Annotated in this window: 4 protein-coding genes; 1 reads left to right on the top strand and 3 read right to left on the bottom strand. The window is 55.3% G+C overall.

What is annotated here, in order from left to right:
- Both MPJ51_RS20205 and MPJ51_RS20210 read right to left on the bottom strand, forming a co-directional pair.
- Nucleotides 1-542, bottom strand: a 542-nt coding sequence (locus MPJ51_RS20205) for a M81 family metallopeptidase (protein WP_298390610.1), incomplete at its 3' end; no start/stop codon positions are given.
- Between the two features lie 50 nt (nucleotides 543-592).
- Nucleotides 593-2,188, bottom strand: a complete 1,596-nt coding sequence (locus MPJ51_RS20210) for an ABC transporter substrate-binding protein (RefSeq protein ID WP_298390612.1) — start codon at nucleotides 2,186-2,188, stop codon at nucleotides 593-595.
- A 173-nt stretch (nucleotides 2,189-2,361) separates the two neighbouring features.
- On the opposite strand from MPJ51_RS20210, the gene MPJ51_RS20215 reads away from it, so the two are divergent.
- A complete protein-coding gene (locus MPJ51_RS20215) occupies nucleotides 2,362-3,291 on the top strand; it encodes a LysR substrate-binding domain-containing protein (protein ID WP_298390618.1) in 930 nt (309 codons plus the stop codon).
- A gap of 543 nt (nucleotides 3,292-3,834) precedes the next feature.
- On the opposite strand, the gene MPJ51_RS20220 is transcribed toward MPJ51_RS20215, so the two are convergent.
- Nucleotides 3,835-5,054, bottom strand: a 1,220-nt coding sequence (locus tag MPJ51_RS20220; RefSeq protein ID WP_298390614.1) for an FG-GAP-like repeat-containing protein, incomplete at its 5' end; no start/stop codon positions are given.

Raw genomic sequence — 5,054 nt, forward strand, 5'->3', positions numbered from 1 at the left:
TCGGCGGATCTGCGGGCACAATCCATCATATCCAAATGGGGATAGGTCTTGTACGCAATCACCGAGGTCGGCACCTCGATCATTGCGTCCGTCACATTGGCATGGAAATCCAGACTGACCGCGATTGGCAATGTGGGAGCAACGTTGCGCATACGGCGCAGCAAAGCCCCCTCTCCATCATCAAGAGCTTCCGTAACCATTGCGCCATGAAGTTCAAGGAACAGCGCATCGCACTTGTTCTGGGTAACGGCGACCTGCACCGCATTCACCAAATGGCCGGCAATAGCCTCGTATGCGGTGTCTGCGACAGCAGCGCTCGGCATGGCCCGGGCGACGATGGGGATCTCCACGCGTGCGCCGATGGACTCCGCATAATCGATGAACCCGGCGGTAGCCGTCCCGGTTCCGCGAAACTGATCGTAGGCGTCCTGACCGAAAAGTGGACCCGTCAGATGTCCGAATGATTCCAATGGGGTCGGCAGCGGCGAGAATGTGTTCGTCTCGTGACTCACGGCTGCCACCAGAATGTTGCGAGCGTCCATTGTTGCCCCGACGACAGTCCGATATGAAAATTCGGCAAGCGAACGCCGCGTTAACCGCTTATTCTAATCCACCAGAGCCGGATCTTATTGTCCGCCGCCTGCAACGCGTCGACATCCTTCTTTGCAGCCCAGGTCAGTGGTTGGCGAAACAGGACCAAGGTCCCGAAATCCTCTTTCTGGATTTTGAGCGCCTCGGAGATCATTTTTTGCCGTTTCTCCATGTTGACCTCCACAGCAATTTTTTTGACCAGTTCGTCAAGGCGCGCATTGCTGTACTTGCCCGGGTTCCATTTTCCGCGCTTAGTGCCGTCCTTACTGTGCATCACCAGATTGAGAATGGCATAGGCATCGAGTTGGGGGGTCGAGGCCCATCCCAGATAGTAGATATCCGCCCCTCCAGACAGCATCTTTTTGTAGTAGATACTTTTCGTTTGCGCGGTGAAGTTTGTTTTGACGCCTACCTTCGCCCACATTGCCGCCGCCGCCTGACACACGCCCACGGAGTTGACGTAGCGGTCGTTGGGACAATCGAGGCCGACATCAAACCCGTTCGGGTATCCTGCTTCCGCAAGTAGTTTTTTGGCGGCCTCAGGATCATAGGACCCCGGACGGTCTGCCAGTTTGGGATCATACCCTTGAATCTCCTCGGCAACCGAAAGCCCGGTCGGTGAAGCATAGCCACGCATGATCTTCTTGTTTATCGCATCGATATCGAGCGCGAGGTACAGGGCTTCACGCACGCGAACGTCGCTAAGTGGATTCTTGCCTTTGACCGAGCTGGAATTGAGTTCCGGTGCTCCTTGATTGAGTCCAAAAAACATGACCCGCAGGTCTTTGCCTTTCAGGACCTTGAGATCCGGACTCTGCTCGATCCGCTTAAGATCTTGCAGCGGCGCTCCCATGATGAGATCGACTTCGCCAGACAAAAGAGCCGCAACCCGCGTCGCCGCCGACTTGATGGGCGTGAAGATAACTTTGTCGAGATTGTGCTCGCGCTTGTCCCACCAGTTCTTGTTGACCTCGAATATTGTTTCGACATCGGGGCGCCGCGAAGCAATCCAAAACGGTCCGGTCCCGTTTGCGTGAGTATCTGCATAGCTCTCTTCACCCTTTTTTGGGTTCACTGCACGCAGCGCACCATGCTTCTCCATCCACTCACGGTCCATCATGACCACACCGGTGAGATCATTGAGGAGAACGGCATACGGACCTTCGGTGTGCACATCTACTGTGAGGTCATCGACCTTCTCCACGCGACTGATCGCTGAAGTCGCAACTTGATAGGGGGAGTTGTCAGATCGCGCGCGGTTCAGCGACGCCACCACATCATCAGCGTTAAATGGATTGCCGTTGTGGAATTTGACATTTTTACGCAGCTTGAAGCGCCATGTAGTCGGTGCCGTCATTTTCCAACTTGTCGCAAGCGCGGGCGAGAATTTGAGCTTTTTGTCGTAACGCACCAGCGGCTCGTAAACATTTTGCAGAAAACCCGCCGTGAAGGACAAATAGTACGCATAGGGATCGAGTGATGCTGCCTCGCCTGCAGCCGCGAACCGGAGCGTCTCTGCCCGAGCAGTTGAGGCTGCCGCGACACCGCCAGCCATGGCCAACCCAACAATGCCGAATTTGAGTGTCTGGATGTTCATCATGTCCTCCCTTGTGACCGAGGTTTCCTGCTCGCGTATGCATCCACTTGGCTCTTTCTCGCCGCACGTTTTTCAACTGAATCAGCACGGCTTCATGGAGCACTTTATCGAACTGATGACATCACGAAAATTATCGATTACTCATAGAAACCAAACTAATGGTTATGGAATCGATGTTGCATCTCAGTTTTAGACATCTCCGGGTTTTTGGCGCGCTGATGACCAGCAGCACGGCAACTGAAGCAGCCGAAAGCCTGAATGTTTCTCAGCCTGCTGTGAGCAAGGTTCTATCCCAGCTGGAGGAGGATCTTGGTATCCGACTATTCGAGCGCATCAAGGGCCGTTTGTATCCAACACCGGAAGCGCACGCGCTCTATCCGGAAGTTGAAAAGGTATTCGGTGCCATGAACGCTGTGGAACGGATGACACTGAATATGCGTGACTCCGGTCCCGGTCGCGTTTCCATCGCCGCGCTCCCGACCATGTCAAACATCTTGCTACCGGAGGTCATCAGCCATTACCGGAACGTGATGCCAAACGTCAGGGTGAGTGTGCAGGTCCTGCCCTCGCTCAGTATCGTCGAGAAGGTCATGGAAGGGCATGTCGACATCGGACTGCTCGGAGACTCGACGGACGTTCCGACACTGAACGCAGAAGACTTGCTTGAATGCCAGTGCATTCTCATCATGCCGAGGGATCATCCGCTTTGCGCCTGTGACAAGATTGGCCTTGCTGACACGCTGGACTACCCGCTTATCTCGTATTTTCAGGATTCTCCCTTTGGCTATCGGATCAAACGTACATTTGAAAAGCAGGGATATCCATTCGAACCGGCGATAGAGGCAAGTGCCTCGAGTACGATCTGCTCGCTCGTGGAAAACGGCGCCGGTATCGCGATTGTCGAGCCCTACCTGCTGTACAGTGAAAAGGGCCCCGATGTCATTGCACGGCACATCGATCCACCGCTGATAATAAGACCGCGGCTTCTTTATCCGCGTTACCGGCCATTGTCGGGGGCGGCAACCCGACTGGTTGAAATGTTCAAGGCCCTTATTGACGAAAAGGCCACCCAATATGCCGACATCGGCCGCCCGAAAGAGTAACAGGCACCGTCAACAGGCGTTGTGGAGTTTTCCCTTCCGACATCGTTTCGCTAAACGGCTATCCAATCTCAGTTACATTCTGGTCAAAATCCACATAGCCTTTTGCGAAAAACATTCAAGACTCTGCACCCAGCCAATATTGCCCGCGCCCTTCAGCCCGGCGGAACTGGACCAGCGTCGATTCCCGTTGATCCCCGAGTGCATACATATTGCACACGCGACTTCGTAACTATCTGATTGATATAGTTTTTGCGCCCACTCCATCATGGGCGCAGTGGAGAAACGTCTATCGACCTGAGTAAATATCGGGGAACTTTCGTCCATAGCCGCAGTCCATACGCGTGCCCCTGCGGCCATGTCAAACCTGTCTGCGTTCCAGGTGCACGCACAGCGCACACGAAACGGGCGCGTAAAGGTGCGAGCCCTCTGTGGCGATCGATTGGCCAGCGGACGGACGCAGATGTCAAAGATAGAGCTCCTAACTGAATAACTGTCTTATGCGCACGGTATAAATATCGGAATCTGTCAGCCACGGACCTATTCTCAAGCCGATGGCGGCTGCCACGCGCTGTCAATCGCAAGCTGAACCTCCTGTGGCACGGTTCCTGGCTCGACACCGCCGGACCCAGTTCCGTCACTGGGTGAAAACCCGGCCATTGCACTCACCAGCTGGTCGATCTCGCTGCGGTTCAATAGTTCGCCATCTCCATCAACAAATTCATCAATCTTGCTAGCGTCGTCGCCGTACCAGTTCCCGACTGTCACTCGGTCCGTTGTGCCAAGCAACGAAATGACAAGATCATCGTTAGATCGCGAAAACCAAAGTTCATCGCTAGCGATGTTGCTGCCGAATGAAAGAATGTCAGTTGAGTTCGGGTCTGCGTCACCGTTGGCAATCGCATCCTGTCCACCGCCGAGGCCAAACTTGTAAGTGTCATTGCCCGCACTGCCGATCAGAATGTCATTGCCGGCCCCGCCGTCGAGCGTGTCATCGCCTGCTGAGCCATCGAGCGTGTTGGCGTTGGCATCGCCAGTGAGCGTGTCGTCACCTGCCGAACCCGCGACATTCTCGATACCTGTCAGAGTATCGACGCTCAGGTCGGATTCTCGAGCTTCTCCGGTCGCGAGATCAACCAACACACCGCCAGAGGCCGCACCGGTGTAGTTAACCGTGTCGATACCCTCGCCACCATCAATCGTGTCCGAGCCTTCCGCAGCATATATCAGGTCGTCGCCAGTGCCGCCATTCAGCGTGTCGGCACCAATGCCCTCTGAAAGAGAAACCCGAACACCCGAGTTCCCGAACCCAATAATCTCCGCACGGCCATCCCCGTTAACGTCCCCCAGCATGCGCGGGTATTGGTTCTGACTCGACCACCCGCCAACGTTAGTCGCAAACCCTTCGTAGATGAGTTCTCGTGGCGCGAACGTGCCATCCCCCAAGCTCACCGCAACACTCACCCAGTTGCTTCCAAAGGCAACAATATCATCCAACCCGTCGCCGTTCACATCTCCCAGCATGCGCGGAAAGGTATCCTGGCTCGTCCAGCCGCCAGCCGACGCACCAGCGCCGAAATCATTAAGGCCCAATATCGCAGTTGCAAACGTCCCGTCCGACTGACCCAGCGACACATAGGCCCCACCCGAGCCAAAGCCGACAATGTCCGACCGGCCGTCACCATTCACGTCCCCCAGCATGCGTGGATACTGGTTCTGACTCGACCACCCGCCAACGTTAGTCGCAAACCCTTCGTAGATGAGTT

The organism is Ruegeria sp., from assembly GCF_028066395.1.
Lineage (GTDB): Bacteria > Pseudomonadota > Alphaproteobacteria > Rhodobacterales > Rhodobacteraceae > Ruegeria.